The following is an 18,315-nucleotide window of genomic DNA, read 5'->3' as shown; positions in this document are numbered from 1 at the left end:
CGGCCCGCTCATCGACGCCGGCGCCCGCGACGACGTCCACGCCCTCGTCACCGCCGCCGTCGACGCCGGAGCCACCGCCGTGACCGGCGGCGCCCTCGTGGACGGCCCCGGGTACTTCTACCAGCCCACCGTCCTGGCCAACGTCCCCAACGACGCAGCGATCCTCGGCCAGGAAATCTTCGGTCCCGTCGCCCCCGTCACGACCTTCACCACCGAACAAGAAGCCATCACACTCGCCAACAGCACCGAGTACGGGCTCGCCTCCTACCTCTACAGCCGCGACTTCAACAAGCTGTTGCGGGTGGCAGAGCAGATCGAATTCGGCATGATCGGATTCAACGCCGGCATCATCTCCAACGCCGCAGCACCCTTCGGCGGCGTCAAACAATCCGGACTCGGCCGCGAAGGCGGAACCGAAGGCATCACCGAATACACCACCACCCAATACATCGGCATCACCGACCCCCACACGAGCTAGGCCGGCCGAAATTTATAACTGGAGAACACTTTAAAGGAGAAACGTGACACGAATTGGAATTGTGGCCGAGTTGGGCCAGGAGACACGGGTGGCTGCGACACCAACCACCGTCAAGCAGTTGCTGGGGTTAGGTTACGACGTTGTGGTTGAGAAAGGAGCGGGAGAGTCCTCGTCGTTCCGCGACGAAGCATATGCCGAGGCCGGGGCGCTGATTGTTGGTGCTGATGAGGCATGGGGCTCCGACGTGGTACTGCGCATCAATCCGCCTACTGAAGAGGAAATCGGCCGCCTGGCTCCTGGTTCCACGCTGATCGGCTCGTTGAGCCCGGGCCTGCGCCCGGAACTGGTGGAGGCTTTGGCTTCGCGTCCGATCACGGCGCTGGCGTTGGATGCGGTTCCGCGGATCTCGCGGGCGCAGTCCATGGACGTGCTGAGTTCGATGGCGAACATCGCCGGGTACCGTGCTGTGGTTGAAGCGGCGCATGAGTTCGGCAGGTTCTTCACTGGGCAGGTGACAGCGGCGGGCAAGGTTCCGCCGGCGAAGGTCCTGGTGGCTGGTGCCGGCGTCGCCGGGTTGGCGGCGATCGGTGCCGCGTCGAGCCTGGGCGCGATTGTCCGGGCTACGGATCCGCGTCCCGAGGTGGCGGATCAGGTGAAGTCGATCGGCGGGACCTACCTCAAGGTTGAGGTGGGGGAGGAGATGAAATCCACTGACGGGTACGCGAAGGCAACGTCCGAGGCGTACAACGCCCGCGCTGCGGAAATGTACACCGAGCAGGCAGCGGATGTGGACATTATCATCACCACAGCCTGATCCCGGGCCGGCCCGCGCCGAAGCTGCTCACCGCCGATGATGTGGCAAGCATGAAGGCCGGCAGTGTCATTGTGGACATGGCCGCAGGGCAGGGCGGGAACGTCGAAGGCTCCGTTGCCGGGAAACGCGTCGTCACTGATAACGGAGTGGTGATCCTGGGCTACACGGATCTTCCGGCCCGTTTGCCGGCCCAAGCTTCCCAGCTGTACGGGACGAACATGGTGAACCTGCTCAAGCTCCTGACCCCGGGCAAGGACGGCCAGCTCCGGATCGATTTTGATGACGTGGTGCAGCGCTCGGTGACTGTGGTCCGGGAGGGGGAGCTGACGTGGCCGCCGCCCCCGGTCCAGGTCTCTGCCGCGCCGGTGGTGAAGCCGGACGCGTCGGCGGCTGCCGGAAGCTCTGAACGGAAGGAAAAGCAGGGCCTTGGCACCGCTGGCAAGGCCGGGCTCTTTGCCGCGGGTATCGCCGCGCTGTTCCTGGTCAGCGCGGTTGCCCCGGCGCCGCTGCCGCAGCACTTCACGGTATTGATGCTCTCCGTCGTGGTCGGCTTCTACGTGATCGGGAAGGTACACCACGCCCTGCATACCCCGCTGATGTCCGTCACGAACGCGATCTCCGGGATCATCGTTGTCGGCGCCCTGCTGCAGGTCACCTCGGAAAACCCGGTGATGCAGGTTCTCGCCGCCGTCGCGGTGCTGCTGGCCAGCATCAATATCTTTGGCGGTTTCGCCGTCACCCGCCGCATGCTCGCAATGTTTTCCCGCGGAGACGGGGCCCGTAAATGAGCGCCGTCACCGAAGCAGCAGCAACACTTACGAGGAGCCTTACCGTGTCCGACACTGTCTCCGGTCCGCTGACCGCCGACACCATTGCCGGAGCTGCGTACATCGTCGCGGCCCTGCTGTTCATCCTGAGCCTTGCCGGGCTGAGCAAACACGAAAATGCCCGGGCCGGGGTGGTCTACGGCATCACAGGCATGGTTATCGCCCTCGCTGCGACCGTCTGGCTGACCGTCCAGGGTGCCTGGGGTTCCGGGCATGGCATCACCGGTCTGGTCCTTCTCCTGGCCGCCGTTGTCGTCGGCGGTGCGATCGGTCTCTGGCGGGCCCGGGTGGTGGAAATGACCGGCATGCCCGAACTTATCGCGCTGCTGCACAGCTTCGTCGGCCTTGCTGCGGTCCTCGTGGGCTGGAACGGGCACCTTGAAGCCCCGGCCCTGTCCGCTGACCTCATGGCCGTCCACCACGCCGAGGTGTTCATTGGCGTGTTCATCGGCGCCGTGACGTTTACCGGCTCCATCGTGGCCTTCCTGAAGCTCTCGGCCCGGATGAAGTCCTCACCGCTGATGCTGCCGGGAAAGAACGCGATCAACCTTGGCGCCCTCGTCGTGTTTGTCGCTTTGACTGTGTGGTACGTCAACGACTCCCAGCTGTGGCTCCTGATCGTCGTGACTGTACTCGCCCTGGGGTTGGGCTGGCACCTGGTGGCCTCCATCGGCGGGGGTGACATGCCCGTCGTCGTCTCCATGCTCAACAGCTACTCCGGCTGGGCAGCAGCCGCCGCGGGCTTCCTGCTGAACAACGACCTGCTCATCATCACCGGCGCCTGGTCGGGTCCTCGGGTGCGTACCTGTCCTACATCATGTGCAAGGCCATGAACCGCTCGTTCATCTCCGTGATCGCCGGCGGCTTCGGCATCGCAGCACCCGCCAGCAAGGGGGACACGGACCAGGGGGAGCACCGTGAAATCACGGCCGAAGCGACAGCGGAAATGCTGGCCAACGCCTCGTCCGTCGTCATCACACCCGGTTACGGCATGGCAGTGGCGCAGGCCCAGTACCCCGTCGCCGAACTCGCGCACCAGCTCCGCGAGAAGGGCGTGAACGTCCGGTTCGGCATCCATCCCGTCGCCGGGCGCCTCCCGGGTCACATGAACGTACTGCTCGCCGAAGCCAAGGTCCCGTACGACATCGTCATGGAAATGGACGAAATCAACGACGACCTGGGCGACACCTCCGTGGTCCTCGTCATCGGCGCGAACGACACCGTCAACCCCGCGGCGGCCGAAGACCCGGGTAGCCCCATCGCCGGCATGCCTGTCCTCCGCGTCTGGGAAGCCGAAAACGTCGTCGTGTTCAAACGCTCCATGGCCGCCGGCTACGCCGGCGTCCAGAACCCCCTGTTCTACCGCGACAACTCCCAAATGCTCTTCGGTGACGCCAAACAACGCGTCGAAGACATCCTCAAGGCCTTCTAGAGGCGGCTGAGGGGCGGGCGCTGAGAAGTTGCTGCGAACGCACCGCACAAGTGTGGGCGCGGAAGGACGACACGCAATCCTGCAGTAGCGTCAGCGGCCTTGCAGGCTCACCAATAAGCAAGCCCTCTGCGGGATACCGCAGAGGGCTTCGCTGGTGGGCAGGTGGCACTACCTTCATGCCGTAGGCCCCGGCTCGAAACAAGGGTGCCTTGCGACGCCCTGCCGAGGCCCGCGCTCTATAACGGACGATGGTCTGAAGCGACATGCCCCAACTCACATGACCCTGCGGCCGTGGATTATCAGCGCGTGCGGCGTTTTGATCGACGACCCGTAACATGCTCCGGCGAACCACTACTTACTCCAGGTTATATCTACTAACTTCGTCTTGGCGTTACTAAACCCTCTTTCCAATAACTGCCATTTCCCCGTTGACTTTGTGCGCCGGCTCACTGATACTAACTTGTGAGAGCATCAAGAAAGTCTGGAGCACGGGCGGACACAATCCCATGCTGGCTGCCTGAACCAGCGAGGTATGGAAACTCAATGGTGAGGAAGGCCCGACAAGCGCTCAGGTATAAGAATCTCTTTCACCCTGCGCAAGATGGGCTGAAGTTACCGGCAGACCACCCCGTCACTCGTTTTCGCCTGATGGCAAGGACCGGAAAACACGCCTGGTCGGGTTGATTGCCCCCGGAGCCGCTCGTCCCGGGCAGCTCATCCTCGCAAGTGGGGCGGGGACGCACCAACAATTTCATGGCAAAGATTAGGAAAAAACATGAAGAACAATCAACGGCGATTGCTGGCCGTTACCACCTTCGCGGCGGTTGCAGCCTTGGCGCTTACATCGTGCGCGGACCAGGGAGCGGCAGGCGGGGGATCCTCCGCAGATGGCTCGCTTCCCGGGGTGATCAAGCTGGTCGGCGTCCGGGACCAGACCGGCCCGGTTGCCTACTCTGGGATCGGCGCTGCTGAAGGAGCAGCGCTGGCAGCAGAGCAGATTAACCAACAGAAGTTCCTCGGCGAGGGAGTGACGCTTGAAATCACTGAACGCGACGCCGCATTCAATCCCCAGCTGGCTGCAAGTGAAGTGACGGCGGCTCTTGCCGACCCGGCGACAGCCGCCATCCTGGGGCCAATGATTTCCAGTGAAGCGCTGGCGGTCGCCCCGATCGCACAGAACGCGGGCATTCCGATCGTCTTCACCCAGTCCGGTGTCTCGGGGCTCCTGACCGGGAATATGCACTTCCGTGCCTCAGCTCCGACATCCTCTTACTTCCATCTGCTGACCGATCACATCGCTGCCTCGGGCGCCAAAACTGTTAATGTGCTGAATTCCTCTTCAAACCCTACGTTCAATGAGCTCGGCAAAAAGGTACTTCCCGATCTTCTCAAACCAGCTGGCGTGGAAGTCACCCAGTCTTTCGAGTTCGAGGCCAATGTCAGTGATTTCCAAGCGTCCGTAAGCAAGGTGGTTCAGGAAAACCCCGATGCTGTGGTCCTGACGCTGATCGGACCGCAGGTGGCAACTGCGACGGTGCAGCTGCGGAAGTCCGGCTATAAGGGAGCGATTTACACCCTGTCCGCAGTGGTGCCGAACGCCCTCGTTCCTGCCGGTAAAGACGGTGAAGGCGTGATCTATGCCACTACCTTCAGCGTCGCCCAGCCGACCGAAAATGTGAAGGCATTCGTTGAGGCGTTCAAGCAGAAATTCGGTCACGAGCCCAACCTTTTCGCGGCTGAGGCCTACGACCAGGTGTGGTGGATCGGCAGGGCGATCAAGGAATCTGGCTCAGCAACCAGGCAGGGCATCGCTGAGGGACTCACCAAGGTTGGCAACCAGGGCTTCCTGGGCGCCCAGGGACAGCTCACCTTTGAGGCGGGGCACGATGTTCGGGTCGAAGGAGTCCTTGTGGAGTGGAACGGCGCCGGGGAATCTCTGGTCGTCGATTAGCTTCGGCGCCGGGTTATCGGCCGTCTACAACTTTGAAGGATGTACGCCATGTTGCTACAGGACCTGTTGAATGCCACGGTTCTAGGTTCGATCTATTTGCTGTTCTCGATGGGAATGGCGTTGACCTGGGGAACCATTGGGATCTTGAATTTTGCCCACGGCGCAGTGTTTATGTTTTCGGCGTTCGTTGCGCACCTGATGCTGAAGTTATTGCCGCTTCCCGGAGCGGTGCTCATCGGGCTCGCGGCGGTGACCGGCGCCTTATTGTCAGTTCTCATTCAAAAACTCGTCTTCGCTCCGATCTCCAAGCGAGCGAAGAACCATCGGGCTGCAGAGATCCAGATCCTGATCGGTGGAATCGGAGTTGCGGCGATTTTGGTCAGTACCGTCGAGATCGCTACCCGGAACAGCGCCTTCAGCTTTGGTGAGGCCGCGTCCTTGGGCCCGGGCACCGTGGAGGTGGCCGGGCTGAGGATCGGGAGCACCGTGGCCACCGTCCTGGCCTTGGCTTTGATCCTGGGCGCTGGCTCATCTGGTGGATGAAGAAGTCCCGACGCGGCCTGGCCCTGCGGGCGATCGGAGTGAATCCGGAAACCGCCTCGCTCATGGGCGTCAATCAGTCCCGGCTTGCCGTGGGCACCATGGCGGTCGGGGGAGCCCTCGCGGGCCTCGCCGGGGCGATGTTGACCCTGCATCTGGTGGCACTTTCACCCCAATCCGGCGACGGGTTTCTCATCAAGGCTTTTGCCATCATCGTCCTGGGAGGGCTGGGAAGCATGACCGGCGTTGTCTTGGGCAGCTTTGTCCTCGCCTTTTCGGAAACCTTCGTCATCCTCTATGGGTCTGGATCGTGGGCCAGCGCGGTGTCCTTTGGATTGATTTTCTTGTTCCTGCTTGTTCGCCCGCAGGGCATTCTTGGAAAGCTCGAGGTGCGCCGCACATGAGTCAGTGGTTTGCGTCCAATTTCGTTCTGATCCAGGGCACGTTCATCACGTTGCTTACGGTACTCAGCATCCAATTCCCGATGCGGATGGGCGTTTTGTCCTTCGCCGGCGTCGGCAGCTTTGGAATCGGGGGCTACGTCTGCGGCATCGCCATCGCCCGGTTCGGCTGGACCACCTGGCCCGGACTGCTGCTGGGCATTGCGGTCTCGGCCGTCGTCGGATACCTGCTCGGACTGATGGTTCAGCGGCTGACCGGCCTGTATCTTGCCATGGCCACAGTCGCTTTCGTGTTGATTATCGGTGTGCTTGCCGGCAACGGCGGTGAGTTCACCGGCGGGCACACGGGCTTGTATGGGGTCGTGGGCACCCTGAATCTGCTGCATATCGTCCTCATAACGGTTCTCGTTGTGGCCCTCATAGCCTGGTCCGAGTCCGGCGCGATGGGACGCCGGGTCGAGGCGGTAGCTAACGATCCTGAACTTGCTTCTTCAATGGGCATCCACGTGGCACGGTATCGCCGTATGGCGTTCCTGGTCAGCGGCGCCCTGGGCGGCTGCGCCGGCGGCATGCAGGTGCTGGTGGCGACCACTATCCAGCCTGAGGCAGTCGGGTTCCACCTTGTAGTGACAGCGCTGACCATCATCATTATCGGCGGATCGGGTTCGTGGATCGGGGCCCTGATAGGGACAGTAATCTTCGTGTGGCTGCCGCTGCTGCTGGCAGCCGTCGGGGAATGGCGCAACGTGGTCTATGGAGTCATCGTTGTCGTCGCTGCGATTTACCTGCCTGGTGGAATCTACAGCGTGCTCAAGGATCTTTTCCGGAGATATCGGGAAAAACCACAGACGCGTCCGCGGCAGGACGAGGAAAATAAGGTACCCGCGCTGCTGCAGGCGTCGGAACCGGCCGGAACATCGGCTACTACAGGGAGCAAACCCCAATGACGACTTCGAACAGCGGATCACTGGGCGGGCAAACGGTTCTTGAGGCCCGGGACGTGGCCGTCCATTATGGCGGCATCAAGGCAGTAGACGCTGAACATCAGTTTGCCCGCGGGAAAAATTGCCGGCATTGTCGGACCGAACGGGTCGGGGAAGAGCACCCTACTCGCAGCGCTGACCCGGTTGGTTCCCTTGACGCGCGGGGAATTGATCCTCGGGGGCCGGCCCTACCACCATAAAGCACCGCATGTGGTTGCCCGTCACGGCGTTAGCCGCACGTTCCAGACAGTCCGGCTGCTCGCGGACCGGACTATCCGCGAAAATATCGCCCTTGCAACTGACGTGCGGCGCGTGGACAAACCGCCCACCAGAAAGCAGCTAGAGGAACAGATCGATGTCGCCATCGAGCGGACGGGGCTGGGCAGCTCCAAAAGCGCAGGCCGGATGAGGTCTCCTACGGGGTGCAACGCAAAGTTGAAATTGCCCGGGCCATCGCCAACAACCCCACAGTCCTGCTCCTTGACGAGCCCACCGCAGGAATGAACAGGCAAGAGCGCAACCAGATTTCCGAACTAATGGTGAAGCTGCGCCAGGACGGTCTTACCCAACTCCTCATTGAGCACGATGTGCAGATGATGGTCGATACCTGTGACTACCTCTACGCCATGAACTTCGGTGTTCTGATTGCCGAAGGCGAACCGGAGTCGGTCATTAAGGACGCCGCCGTCCAGGAAGCGTATCTCGGAACCCGGGGGAGCAAAAAGCATGCTTGAAATACAAGGTCTGCACGTCAGCTACGGACACGTCGAAGCTGTCCGAGGCGTCACCCTTACCGCAACCCCGGGCCGAATCACCTTGGTCCTTGGTCCGAACGGGGCAGGCAAAACAACCATCCTGCGGGCCGTCTGCGGCCTGGTACAGCCGAAATCAGGAACCATCAGCCTGGACGGACGCCCGATCACTGGTCTCCGGGCGCATCAAGTCGTCAAGAGAGGCCTCGTCATGGTGCCGGAAGGAAGGCGTATCTTCGCTCCACTCACGGTCGAGGAAAACTTGAAAATCGGTGGCTATACTGCATCAAAGGCAGACGCGGCGGAAACGATGAACTCCGTTTTGACTATGTTTCCGATCCTGGCTAAGCGCAGGAAAGGAGCCGCCGGGCTGCTCTCGGGCGGCGAGCAGCAGATGCTCGCCTTCGGACGTGCCCTGATGTCACAGCCCAAAGTCATGCTAATGGACGAGCCCTCCATGGGCCTCGCGCCAGCAGTAGTGGATCAAATCCTCGAAAGCGCCCGCCACATCGCCGATACGGGCATATCCATCCTCATGGTCGAACAGAACGCCGACGCCGGACTCCAAGTGGCCGACGAGGTCGTAGTGATAGAGCGTGGTGAGACTGCGTTCCAGGGAACAGCGGACCTGGCAACATCCCATGCTTCCGTAGTACGCGCGTTCCTGGGCGAATCAGCCTCATCAACGACGAAGCCGATATTTGAGTGTTTTGAGAAACCCGCCGGCAGGCGCTTTCTGGGAGTTCTGATCGCGAACAGTGAATCTGGGCTTCGTTGTGCAGCATGGAAAGCGGCCCAGCGCGCACAGGTGAACCGGATCCTAGGTCGGATTGGCCACCTAGCGTAAGCGGCACGGCCTGAGGGCGGTATGTTCACGGGCTCCCGCCCTCGCGTTCTGCCGAGTTCCGTGCGGTGTCAGAACCGAACATAAGCCCTATAAATATGCTTCTTCCCATGTAGTTCCCGAGGAGGCAGGCAGCGGTGAAACGCCGAAGAACATCGCGAACGCGAATTCCGCCGTGTCCGGATGGCGTGTCCTAGGGCGCTACCAGAAATTGTCCGGCGACGTCGATGTCAATACCGAGACATTCGAGGAGTTGGGGTGTGAGCACTCTTCGACGATGCGGTTACTGGGCTCATCCGTCATCTCGTCATCGATCCCAAATAGCGGCGGCCCACGACTTTAGCGGGACCTGGTAGGCAATAATGGGGCCGGGCCGTTCGACCTCCAGCAGCCTGACGCCGGCTTTGGCGAGGAGCTGAGCAGGCCAGCGCCGCCGGACCCGGCGCCCTGGATGCGCCGATCCACCCAGGTCACCAGACTTTCCGATCCAGGTGAGCACCGCCCGGTATCCGGTGCGGGTGTCGCTAAGCTCTTGGTGCCCAACATTGTTATCCGGCGTCAAAAGTAGTCCGAGTCGCTGGATGTTGGAGTTCTGGTCATGTCGTTTTCCTCCGGTCCCCGCGGGCTGCAAGGGCGAGGCCCCGCATGAGATGCCGACCAACCTATGAAGAGACTCTGGCGCAGGTACTTCATATGCAACAGCGGCGGCGTGGCGTAGCGCTCCACCGGTAGTCCTCCGGGACTGATACATCGTGAAAAGATAACAGCTATCGCTCGGAGTGGGAGTCAAGAACCCCTGGCCACAGTCGGCACCAGCATTATGTCGTATCCTCACCGCATCGAAGTTCAAGTTAGATGTTGGTGTTGGTGTGTGCTCTCGGGCAGAAGGTGGGTAGCGTTGTGTTGGTGGAGATGATTAGTTTGTTGGTTGTGGTTGGTTTATGACGGTGGAGGCGCGTCCGCGTCGTGCTGCTCATCGGCCGTCGCGGCGGCAGGAGATTATCGAAGCTGCGATTGTTGTTTTTGCCCGGAAGGGGATATCGGCTTCTATTGCCGAGGTGGCGCAGGAGACGTCGATGAGTCTGGCGTCGATTTATTATCACTTCAAGGGCAAGCCTGAGTTGTTCACTGCGTGTGTGTCTGAGGTCAGTCGCAGGATCATGAATGCGACGAGTTCGCAGGAGCCTCCGGAGAAGCTTTTGCAGACCCGGGAGGCGGTGAATCTGGTGTGGACCTGGGCTGAGCATCACCGTGAGGAGGCCAGGCTTTTGTATGTGTGGGCTGTTGCCGGTCCTCCTGAGGCCAAGGCGGTTCGTCACCGGTTTGAGGAGTTTTACGTGCGGCGGGCGCGGCGGCGTATGCGTCGTGTTGGGGGATCCACGCCGCTGGATTTTGCGGTGGAACGGTTGGCGTCCAGGACGTACATGTCGTTGGCGATGGGTGTCGCTGAGGCCTGGGTGGAGGGACATCCTCTGGGAGGAACGTTGGACCAGCACCGGATCGCGGCGGCACTTGCTGAGGTGAGTGTGCGGGTTACTGGAGTTCCCTGAGAACCAGGCGCAGGGTCAGATCAACGAGGGGCACGGCTTCGATCAAGAACGTCGTCCCAACACCGACGGTCCAGAACTGGGTGCGCTGATCCGGCGGCGATGGCCGCCCCTGCTGGCAGACTGCTGGTGCGATGAGGTGGTGGAAGGAGCTCTAGGCTTGTTCTGGGAGTGACCTCAGTGGTGGCACTCGAAAATTGCCGCTGCATGACCGTTCGCAAGGAACCGCAACGGCCATTTTATGGTGCCGCAGTCCCTGATAGTCCAACAATTCGTTCGGTCTGGGAGAATAAGCCCCGGCGACGTTCAGGACATCCTGATGCGAGTCTGGGGGCAATTTGTGCACATTCGTTCCCGCGGTGCCTGCACTTCGGGCCTTGCAATACAAGCTAGGTCTCCTGACGACGACTTCCCCTGCCGCTGGTCCAAAGGCCACCGAACGCGGTCGGCGCGCTAGGCTGGACTGTCACCTCAATGGTTGCAGCAAGCCCGTCATGCTGACGCAACTGGCGCAAGCGGCCAGCGCCTCACTGAATGACAGCAGTGGTACCGCGGTTACGGAGGGCGGTATCCGATGGCTGCAGACGAGTTAGCCTCGTAATTGCGGACACGGTCGGGGCGGGTGGGTGCCGGCCCAGACCACAAGTAACAGTTTGAGTTGGTCCGGAAGGTTGTGCATCCGCGCTCATTCCGCCGTGGGAGCAGTTGACCGCGTAATCGTCCGGGTCAGCAGTCTGTTGTATGTGGCATCGGGATGCGTTGCCCGCCGCCTTACGTATAGTAAGCATTCGATACCTGCCTCAGCATCCTTCGCGCGTGTGCCAGCCCGCCTAACATTACCGTTGACTTACGAACGGTGGCCGTGCTGAAATAGTAATGCAACTCACTAAAGCAAGGATGCGCAGTTGCGGCCTTTATACCAGGCCCGCTCGACCTCCCGCGCGCGGATAAAGGATTCGGGATCGCCAAATAACCGCCCGCAGCGTGGGGTTACTACACATCGATTCCACATTAATGACTGAGACACAGTCGTCTTAGAAGGAGGCTCTGCGTATGTCCTTTTCCACTGCCGGAACGAAGATAGCGGTAGCCAACGGTGGGGGCAGGCCTGGCGGGGATCTGCCCGGTACGTATCGGGATATGACGTCCTTAGCGGGATACGTCTGGAAGGAAGTGCCGTATGACGACTGGGTCGAATTGAACCAAGGCGACAGGGTCCGGGTGAGGCGCCCAGGCGGACAGGTGCACTCTGCGCGTGTGGACGACGTCGCCGAGGACGCATCCTATTTTTGGGTGTGGCTTGATCAGGCTAGAGGACGAGTGCTGATTTCAAAGGGCGATGGGTCAACCGTTTGGCGATAGGAGTCGCTATGGGGTTAGAGGCGGGGAATTATGCAGACATATGGTTCTTGAATTGGGCGGCAAGGAAGTCGTGCTGCATTGCCCGCAACGTTTTCCTGAATCCCGGTCGGGGAGTGCTTCATCTGACGATTGACTCGCATCCTGATGAACTGATGGAGGATCGCTTTGAAGCGGAGCATCCAGCACTGATGGCGGTACCGACACGCATATCGCGAGGGGCAGGCCACCATTGAGGGTGTGGATCGCAGTCGGGAGATCAACTCCACCATTACGGAGTCCTAAACTGCTGCTAGCCCCCTTCACTGTTCCTGTTGTGCAACACAACCCGCTACGTGCACGAAGGGCGAAAGAAAAGAGCTCCGTGAGCTGCGGTCTGACGGGTTCTCCCAGAGGTATCTGATCCCCGAAGATCCGCCTGACAACCTGGTCTCCGAGCAGGCGAAGCTCCGACAGCGGCCGTATCAGATGCGCGCGCACGTCGATTCTTGGATCGTACGAGAATTCACCAGTCTGTGAGATGCGCGGCCATCCCGTCACGTGCCTGCTATCCGGCTGTTCACCTTTACTCAACGTTCCTCTCTGCAGAGGAATTTATGGACTACTTCGCCAAGAACTACCTTCGAACTGACTCATTTACATACATTTATCGTTCGATTTGATTCGAAAATTGGCGTAATGGTCTGAATAATTTTCGCGAAACCATTGCTTTACGTACGATCTCCGTGCTCAACTCGCAGTATTCATCATGAAGGGACGTAATTTTGGAAAATGTAAAAATTGAGGCTGCTCCGTTGACGACAGAGGAGCTCACTCAGCTACGTGGCATCCTCGAGCGCGACGCGATCAGGCGGGTTGTTGAGGGCTATGTACGAGGCATGGATCGTTGTGATGAGGCCAGTGCACGCGCAGCGTACTGGGATGACGGGCGTGACAACCACGGCTTGTTTGATGGCAACGCCCAAGAGTTTTTGACCTGGGGGCTGGGACTCGCCAAGGAGTACTCTGGCCACCAACATGTCCTCGGTCAGTCCGTCATCGCAGTCGACGGCGACCGGGCATCTGCCGAGACTTACTTTGTGCACTACGCAGAGCGGGGGCGGTCGCCGCTCCCGAACGTCGTCACTGCACTCGCGGGCCGCTATGTCGACCTACTCGAACGACGTGACGGCGAGTGGAAAATCCTCGATCGGGTCGTCGCCATTGACTGGAGCACGGTCTGGCGCTCGGACGAGCGGTTCCCGGGGGTGGAATCCTTCGTCCCCGGTCGCTGGCACCCAGACGATGCGATCTACAAGAAGCCGCATTCCTTGGCTTGAGCTTCGATCGGCAGTGACGATGCTGCCCCACACATGTCCTTTGCGTAGGGAGAAGAGGGCGGCCTCGTAGGCAGCTCCCCGAAAGGCAGACAATTGAAACAGTCCGTCTTTCGGGGAGCCGTTCAGTCGAAGCCCGGGCGTATGCCCGCGGCAGCCGGGATGCTTCTATATACGTCAAGCCGATCTTGTTCGATCGGCGAACGCCTAACGGCCGCTTCTCTTGAGGCGCGCGCTTTATCCTGGTTTGGTCGAGGACGCCTGAACATCGTCATGCCGATTCGGTATTGCTCCGGCCGCTAAATCGGAACGACGCGTTCACCGCGAGAAAAGTAAGGACGAAACAGCCGGCCGTTACTAGCCCTGAATGGGGCGTCGTCACGTCAAAGGGAATGCCGTCGACTGTGCCAACTTGGCGCTCCGATATGTTGAAGCCCGAAATCAAGAGCCCTGCTCCCGCTGCCGCAATGCAAATGTACAGTCGCCAGTTTCCCAGCCACCACCGGCTCAACCGGCGGTTCAGGCGAACAGGAAGGCCAAGCGCAACCCCTACCCCCATGACGAAAATAGGACCGACCACGAGCAAGATGACGGCGCCCAAGAACTCATATATAGGGCTGACCAACATTATGCAGACAAACCACAGAACGGTAAGGAATGGATACGCGATCGCCAGTTGGCTGATCGGGGCCATGTCAAGCGCGTGTTGTGGGTCGCACCCAGACGCCCCGCGCCGCCGCCTGTGTTTCGGTGCGCACTCGTGGCCGCGCATGTGAGTCTGACTGTTCCCCCATCCCGTCATTTATGCAGGAGTTATTCGATCCGGCGCGCGCGTACATGATCTTTTACCAGGCGCAGATTAGCTTCTTGAGTGACGGTTTTGACCGCGGTGGGATCAGGCACCTGTTAAATTTCCTCGACTGTCCGTGGTTGAATCAACGCGTGATCCTGACACTGAAAACCATGCCTGATCATGGCTGAGAAGTTGCGACCACCCCTTGACGAGTTTCTGACCGGGGAGCTCGACGAATTCGTCCGGGTTCAGCTCCTCACAGCGATCGATCAGTTGCGGACTGGGCGTCGATACTTCACGTACAACGCCTTCAATGTGTTGCTCGATGCGGAACTAAACACAGCGACAGTTGAAGATGAGTTCGACGTTGATCGCCAGAGCACCGTCGCGCTTGAGGAATTCCGTAGGCTTCTGGGAGTCGTCGAGGGTTCTTAATCGCATGGTCTTACGGGTATCCCTCACTTGAGGTTAGTTCTCTCTGGCGGGAAGCATGCACTGCTGTGATAGCGCCCGGTGGCGGTAACCACGTAGACCCGGACGGGCTGCCCCACTCGAACCCTAAAGGTCTAGTAAGAGGGCGCGTGACCGCTGAGAACCTCGCCAGCTGTACTGAGGGTTCGAAAGATCTGTCGCGTGATGTAGCGCTTCAAGCTCCGGATGATTTCCTTCTTGTTCCGCCCTTCACGCGTTCGGCGGACCACATATTCCCTAGTCTCCTGGTGCCAGCGCATTCTGACGACAGCAATCGTGTGGATGGCCTTGTTCAGTTGACGATCCCCGCCTCGATTTAGCCTGTACCTGGTCGTTCCCCCTGATGAGGCTGGGATTGGGCAGGTGCCAGCAAGGGCTGCCAAGGCGGCCTCGGAGCGGACGCGGCCTGGATGTGACCAAGCGGTAAGAATCGCTGCGGCGCTAATCGGGCCCACACCTGGCATGTCCAGGAGTGCGTGGCTGGTTTGCTGGACCAACAGAGCCATATCAGCGCGATTCTGTTCGAGCTGGTCGTCAAGCGCGAGGATTTGTTTAGCCAAGCGAGTGGCTTCCGAGCGACTCACCCGCGTGCCGACACCTTCATCCCGCGTCCTCCATGCTGCGATGGTTTCGATTGTTTTGGGAGTCAACGACTTACGTAAATCAATTCCTAGGTCGACGACTCGCAGCAGCGCGATCAACGAATTGATAGCCGCGGTTCGTTCGCGGACCATTGAAGTTCTGGCTACGGTGAGAACCCGTAATGCCGTGTGGTGTTGGCCAGCACGTGGTTCCCGAAGCTCATCCGTCTCGATTTCTAGGACAGCCCTCGCGGCCCGAGCTGCGTCGATACTGTCTGACTTGCCCCTTTTTCGACCAACTCGACGTTCCGGAAACGGCGCCTCGATAACTCGGAAGTCCGACTCCGTTGCCAGCTGCCGAAGTTTGGCACCGTATGATCCAGTTCCTTCCATGGAGACCAGTACTCGCGACTTATCGCAGGTGCTGCGACGAGATATCCAGCGCAGTGCCCGATTCATCCCAGCGTTCGTTGACGGGAACGTTTCGTTGGCAACCTCAGCTCCAGTTACCGCGGAAATGATGGCCAAAGTATGCGTTCTTGAATGCGTATCGATGCCAACAACAAAGTCATAAGACTGCGCCACTACTGCCATTTGTACCTCCTGCAGTTCCTTCGGATCATTACGGGTATCAGCGGAATACAGCGAGGCAAGTCTGGGATGAGCCACAACCTCTGAGACTGGGCAGGCTTCTAATCAAGCCATCGCAGTAGACAGAACCGATGCTGGACTCCAGATGAACGGGCAGATCCCTGCTAACGCACCTTTCGATCAAACCAAAGGGCAAAACGACACAAGGGCCACGTCCGTCCGAAGTCACAGCACCAGCCTGCCAGCCAGTCTCGGACCGGCTGTCAATAACACTCCCAGACGACACATCGGGAGCGATCTGGTTGGTGATTAGTGCAGAGAACAGGAAGGCGGAATGGGAGCTCACCTGGGAAGGTAGTGCGACAGCTTGACCTACGGGAAGGTCATTGATGTCACCACCGCTTCTTGGCTTTCTCCGGGTGCGCGCCGAAATCGGGTCGCCATCTTTGGCTCAAGAATTTTTACCGAGGGGTCAAGGACGGCACGCTGACGAGGCGCGCGACCACGTTCGCAACCACCCTGAATCCCTTTCGCGATCTCGACTGGGTCGCCCCAATCGGATTTCACCATTGTGCGCGTACACCAGCATGACGTGGCCCTTTCCCATTAGGCCGGAGAAGCTAAGGCACAATCGAATTTGACCGGGCGGCCGGGGCATCAAGGCCGCTCTCCCGGAGAAGTCCGACTAGGCAGCCATCGGAAGGGCTCCGCTGGCGGGCGTCCGTCAGCACTCGAGAAGCGAGGTCCATAACGGCCGCAACGTCGCACAGGTATCCAGTTGGTTGAAAGACTGTTTGTCGTGGACTTCCCGACCGGGTCGACATGCGCTTCACGGATGCCGTTCGGAGTTCACTTTGTCCGACCCGCATGGCGGAACTCAGGACTGCTCCTTTGAAGGTGTATATGAGGAGCAGTGGACCGGTCTTTTCTTACCCAACCCCAGACACGCCTTCCTCCCACTCATTCATAAAAGGGACGAGTCAGGGCATTATCGTGGCTGGCGTCCACAGGGAGTTTCTCTCTTGGTCGGTAATCGTCGTCCTGGGAACAGAGACCGCCCTGTTGCGCGGTACCGGTGTCCGGCTGCGGCTCCTCAATATCCGGCTTCACCCGTCCGGGCACCGGTACTGCATTCTGATAAGTCAAAGCAGCCAAGTGCGTCGAGTGGCAGGGTGTCCACGAGTAGGGGGGAGATTGCGTTGTGGCCTGGCTGGCTTTGGACCTCGTCGTGCGATGGACTTCTGCCTGAGTGGTTCAGGTTTGTTTGTTGCTGGTAGGCCGGGGACTATTCGGTGCCTGGGGTTGCCCGCAAGTCGTGGACAGTTGATCAGGCGGCTTTTGTCGTCTGATGGTTTCTCGTGGTGAGGAATTGTTTGTGTTCCACTGGTGTGGTGTAAGCCCAGGGCTGAGTGCAGCCGGGCTCGGTTGTAAAACTCCTCGATCCAGCGGCCGGTCGCCCTGATCGCTTCGTGCCTGGTGGCCCAGTGCCGGCGGTCGTAGAACTCGGTCTTCAGGGTTGACCAGAAGGATTCCTGCATCGCGTTATCCCGGCAGACGCCTGTCCGGCCGACGGACTGCTGAACGCCCACTCTGGTGCAGACGTCGTTGAGTTGGGCGGAGGTGTACTGGGTGCCGCAGTCGGCATGGAAGACGACTCCGGCGGGTCCGCCGCCGCGCAGGATGTAGGCCAAGCGCAAGGCCCGTTCGACTAGGCTGCTGGTCTGGGACGAGTTCAGGGCCCAGCCGATCACGGGCCTCGAGCAGGCGTCCCGGACGGCACACAAGTACACCCAGCCCTCGCCGGTGCGCAGGTAGGTGATGTCCGAGATCCAGACCGCGTCCAGAACACCCGTGTCCCATCTCCTTGCGACCAAATCCGGGGTGGAACGCATCCGGGTGTCACCGATCGGGGTCACCGGCCGGAAGAGGCGCGGGGAGACCCCTTCCAAAACCTGCCGGCGCATGGACGCGGCCACTGTCTTCCGGTCAACACAGGTCCCGTTCCTGGCCAGCTCGCATGGACCCGCGGTGAACCATAGGTCCAGTACGACTTGGTGTGGGCCTTTCCCACTTTCTCGTCCAGGGCCACCCGCTCCACCGCACGTACCGAAACCTCGGACTGGATGCGCGTGCGCCAGGCGTAAAACCCGGATACTCCCAGAAGCCTGGCCATGCGCTGGATCGGGTAGTTGGCCTTCTCGGCCTCCATTAGTTCGAAGCATTCCGATTCTGCTTCTTGGAGGCGAAGAAGCCCGCAGCTTTTCCCAGGAACTCGTTATCTATCTTCAACTGAATGTTCTCGCGCCGCAGACGCTCCAGCTCAGACTTCTCCGACTCCGCCGCAGCGAACTCCTCCGGAGCGGCCGAGCGCGGGCGCTCCTGCCCAACCCAGCGGCCCAGCAACTGCTCTCCGAGCCCGAGTTCCCTGGCCACCTGCGCGATCGGCCTGCCGGTATCGATACCCAGTCGCGCGGCCTCCCGCCGGTACTCCGGAGTGAATGTACGTCGTGTCGTGCTCACACGAACACCTTCCCGCAGGATCCCAGGATCCCGCTACTTCAGGTGTCCACCAACAGATGTTAACCCCAGTGCCGTGGCGAGGGCGACGGCGAGGGGAGGGGGCGGCGGACATTGC

11 protein-coding genes and 4 pseudogenes are annotated in these 18,315 nt (G+C 60.3%); 13 read left to right on the top strand and 2 right to left on the bottom strand.

The window, feature by feature from the left end:
• From G205_RS18565 to G205_RS18510, 13 genes and pseudogenes are all read left to right on the top strand, one after another.
• A partial coding sequence (locus G205_RS18565; protein WP_009359369.1) for an aldehyde dehydrogenase family protein occupies positions 1 to 478 on the top strand: 478 nt, incomplete at its 5' end.
• Between the two features lie 43 nt (positions 479 to 521).
• A pseudogene (locus G205_RS18560) lies at positions 522 to 2,080 on the top strand (Re/Si-specific NAD(P)(+) transhydrogenase subunit alpha).
• Positions 2,077 to 3,551: pseudogene (pntB, locus tag G205_RS18555) on the top strand (Re/Si-specific NAD(P)(+) transhydrogenase subunit beta). Before G205_RS18560 ends, pntB begins: the two co-directional pseudogenes overlap by 4 nt.
• 775 nt (positions 3,552 to 4,326) lie before the next feature.
• Entirely contained in the window at positions 4,327 to 5,502 is a 1,176-nt protein-coding gene (locus G205_RS18550; protein WP_035753795.1) for an ABC transporter substrate-binding protein, read from the top strand.
• Between the two features lie 48 nt (positions 5,503 to 5,550).
• Positions 5,551 to 6,045: an ABC transporter permease subunit gene (locus G205_RS23550; protein ID WP_009359367.1), complete on the top strand. Its 495-nt coding sequence runs from the start codon at positions 5,551 to 5,553 to the stop codon at positions 6,043 to 6,045.
• Complete coding sequence (locus G205_RS23545) at positions 6,042 to 6,446, top strand: branched-chain amino acid ABC transporter permease (protein WP_009359366.1); 405 nt, start codon at positions 6,042 to 6,044, stop codon at positions 6,444 to 6,446. Before G205_RS23550 ends, G205_RS23545 begins: the two co-directional genes overlap by 4 nt.
• The gene (locus G205_RS18540) at positions 6,443 to 7,390 is read left to right on the top strand and encodes a branched-chain amino acid ABC transporter permease (RefSeq protein ID WP_009359365.1); all 948 of its coding nucleotides are present in this window, start codon (positions 6,443 to 6,445) and stop codon (positions 7,388 to 7,390) included. Before G205_RS23545 ends, G205_RS18540 begins: the two co-directional genes overlap by 4 nt.
• Positions 7,391 to 7,492: 102 nt before the next feature.
• Positions 7,493 to 7,863: pseudogene (locus tag G205_RS22230) on the top strand (ATP-binding cassette domain-containing protein); the annotation flags it as partial.
• Between the two features lie 63 nt (positions 7,864 to 7,926).
• Positions 7,927 to 8,160, top strand: a complete 234-nt coding sequence (locus tag G205_RS23875) for an ABC transporter ATP-binding protein C-terminal domain-containing protein (RefSeq protein WP_338058434.1) — start codon at positions 7,927 to 7,929, stop codon at positions 8,158 to 8,160.
• The gene (locus tag G205_RS18530; protein WP_009359363.1) at positions 8,153 to 9,025 is read left to right on the top strand and encodes an ABC transporter ATP-binding protein; all 873 of its coding nucleotides are present in this window, start codon (positions 8,153 to 8,155) and stop codon (positions 9,023 to 9,025) included. The genes G205_RS23875 and G205_RS18530 overlap by 8 nt, the downstream gene beginning before the upstream one ends.
• Positions 9,026 to 9,963: 938 nt before the next feature.
• A complete protein-coding gene (locus G205_RS20750) occupies positions 9,964 to 10,572 on the top strand; it encodes a TetR/AcrR family transcriptional regulator (RefSeq protein ID WP_052014196.1) in 609 nt (202 codons plus the stop codon).
• A 2,150-nt stretch (positions 10,573 to 12,722) separates the two neighbouring features.
• On the top strand, positions 12,723 to 13,247 hold the full coding sequence (locus G205_RS18520) for a nuclear transport factor 2 family protein (protein ID WP_052014195.1): 525 nt from the start codon (positions 12,723 to 12,725) through the stop codon (positions 13,245 to 13,247).
• A 970-nt stretch (positions 13,248 to 14,217) separates the two neighbouring features.
• Positions 14,218 to 14,472 carry a hypothetical protein gene (locus tag G205_RS18510; protein WP_009359359.1) on the top strand — a complete coding sequence of 85 codons (255 nt, stop codon included), beginning with the start codon at positions 14,218 to 14,220 and terminating at the stop codon, positions 14,470 to 14,472.
• Positions 14,473 to 14,603: 131 nt separating this feature from the next.
• On the opposite strand, the gene G205_RS18505 is transcribed toward G205_RS18510, so the two are convergent.
• Together G205_RS18505 and G205_RS21410 are read right to left on the bottom strand one after the other, a co-directional pair.
• Positions 14,604 to 15,683: an IS110 family RNA-guided transposase gene (locus G205_RS18505; protein ID WP_052014194.1), complete on the bottom strand. Its 1,080-nt coding sequence runs from the start codon at positions 15,681 to 15,683 to the stop codon at positions 14,604 to 14,606.
• A 1,324-nt stretch (positions 15,684 to 17,007) separates the two neighbouring features.
• Positions 17,008 to 18,221, bottom strand: a pseudogene (locus tag G205_RS21410) (IS3 family transposase).
• Between the last annotated feature and the right edge of the window lie 94 nt (positions 18,222 to 18,315).

Origin of the sequence: Arthrobacter nitrophenolicus (genome assembly GCF_000332815.1) — a bacterium.
Lineage (GTDB): Bacteria > Actinomycetota > Actinomycetes > Actinomycetales > Micrococcaceae > Arthrobacter > Arthrobacter nitrophenolicus.
The sequence above is the reverse complement of the archived record's forward strand: the minus strand, read 5'-3'. Positions and strand labels throughout refer to the sequence as shown.